Source organism: Pseudalkalibacillus sp. JSM 102089 (assembly GCF_041366475.1).
GTDB classification, from domain to species: Bacteria; Bacillota; Bacilli; order Bacillales; family Guptibacillaceae; genus Guptibacillus; species Guptibacillus hwajinpoensis_B.
In genome coordinates this window covers 1-1,153 of record NZ_JBEWYW010000038.1, presented here as the reverse complement: position 1 = coordinate 1,153, position 1,153 = coordinate 1, and the positions used below count along the sequence as shown (strand labels likewise).

Here is a 1,153-nt window from a genome sequence, read left to right as displayed (position 1 = left end):
CCCGTCCGCCGCTAAGATCAGGGAGCAAGCTCCCATCTCTTCGCTCGACTTGCATGTATTAGGCACGCCGCCAGCGTTCGTCCTGAGCCAGGATCAAACTCTCCGATAGAAAGCTTAATCTAGCTTTTAAAACAATGTTTTGTTTCCGTAGAAACAACTACTTACATGGCGTTTCGTTCAGTTTTCAAAGATCAATTTTTCTTTCAATGTCGTTTTCAGCGACCAAACCATCATATCATGATTCGTTTGTCAGTGTCAACAACTTTTTTAAAATTAATTGGTGGAGCCTAGCGGGATCGAACCGCTGACCTCCTGCGTGCAAGGCAGGCGCTCTCCCAGCTGAGCTAAGGCCCCGTTGGTATGAATGGTCGGGAAGACAGGATTTGAACCTGCGACCCCTTGGTCCCAAACCAAGTGCTCTACCAAGCTGAGCTACTTCCCGTAAAAAGAAGAAAACCAACAAAATAATGGTGCGCCCGAGAGAAGTCGAATCCCTAACCTTCTGATCCGTAGTCAGACGCTCTATCCAATTGAGCTACGGGCGCAAAGTCTAATTTAGTTAATGGAGCGGAAGACGGGATTCGAACCCGCGACCCCCACCTTGGCAAGGTGATGTTCTACCACTGAACTACTTCCGCGCAATTGGTGCGGGTGAAGGGACTTGAACCCCCACGTCGTAAGACACTAGATCCTAAGTCTAGCGCGTCTGCCAATTCCGCCACACCCGCAAATGCATGGTGAGCCATGAAGGACTCGAACCTTCGACCCTCTGATTAAAAGTCAGATGCTCTACCAACTGAGCTAATGGCTCTTTTCGATAAGAAAAGCTGGTGCCGGCCAGAGGACTTGAACCCCCAACCTACTGATTACAAGTCAGTTGCTCTACCAATTGAGCTAGACCGGCGATATATGTACCCTTTCGGGTTATAAGAAAATATGGTGGAGGATGACGGGCTCGAACCGCCGACCCTCTGCTTGTAAGGCAGATGCTCTCCCAGCTGAGCTAATCCTCCACTATATAAGCCTAGCGACGTCCTACTCTTGCAGGGGGAGATCCCCCAACTACCATCGGCGCTGAAGAGCTTAACTTCCGTGTTCGGCATGGGAACGGGTGTGACCTCTTCGCCATCATCACTAGACTAACAGGATGTTA

At 49.9% G+C, this 1,153-nt stretch carries 8 tRNA genes and 2 rRNA genes; all 10 read right to left on the bottom strand.

The window, feature by feature from the left end:
* Positions 1–109: ribosomal RNA gene (locus tag ABVF21_RS22780) — 16S ribosomal RNA — on the bottom strand; the annotation flags it as partial.
* Positions 110–278: 169 nt separating this feature from the next.
* Positions 279–354 (bottom strand) — tRNA-Ala (locus tag ABVF21_RS22775).
* Positions 355–365: 11 nt separating this feature from the next.
* Positions 366–442 (bottom strand) — tRNA-Pro (locus ABVF21_RS22770).
* Positions 443–468: 26 nt separating this feature from the next.
* Positions 469–545 (bottom strand) — tRNA-Arg (locus ABVF21_RS22765).
* 18 nt (positions 546–563) lie between these two features.
* Positions 564–638: transfer RNA gene (locus ABVF21_RS22760), tRNA-Gly, on the bottom strand.
* 5 nt (positions 639–643) lie between these two features.
* Positions 644–728 (bottom strand) — tRNA-Leu (locus ABVF21_RS22755).
* Positions 729–735: 7 nt separating this feature from the next.
* Positions 736–811, bottom strand: a tRNA-Lys gene (locus ABVF21_RS22750).
* 17 nt (positions 812–828) lie between these two features.
* Positions 829–904, bottom strand: a tRNA-Thr gene (locus ABVF21_RS22745).
* Between the two features lie 33 nt (positions 905–937).
* Positions 938–1,013 (bottom strand) — tRNA-Val (locus ABVF21_RS22740).
* Positions 1,014–1,022: 9 nt separating this feature from the next.
* A 5S ribosomal RNA gene (gene rrf / locus ABVF21_RS22735) occupies positions 1,023–1,139 on the bottom strand.
* Between the last annotated feature and the right edge of the window lie 14 nt (positions 1,140–1,153).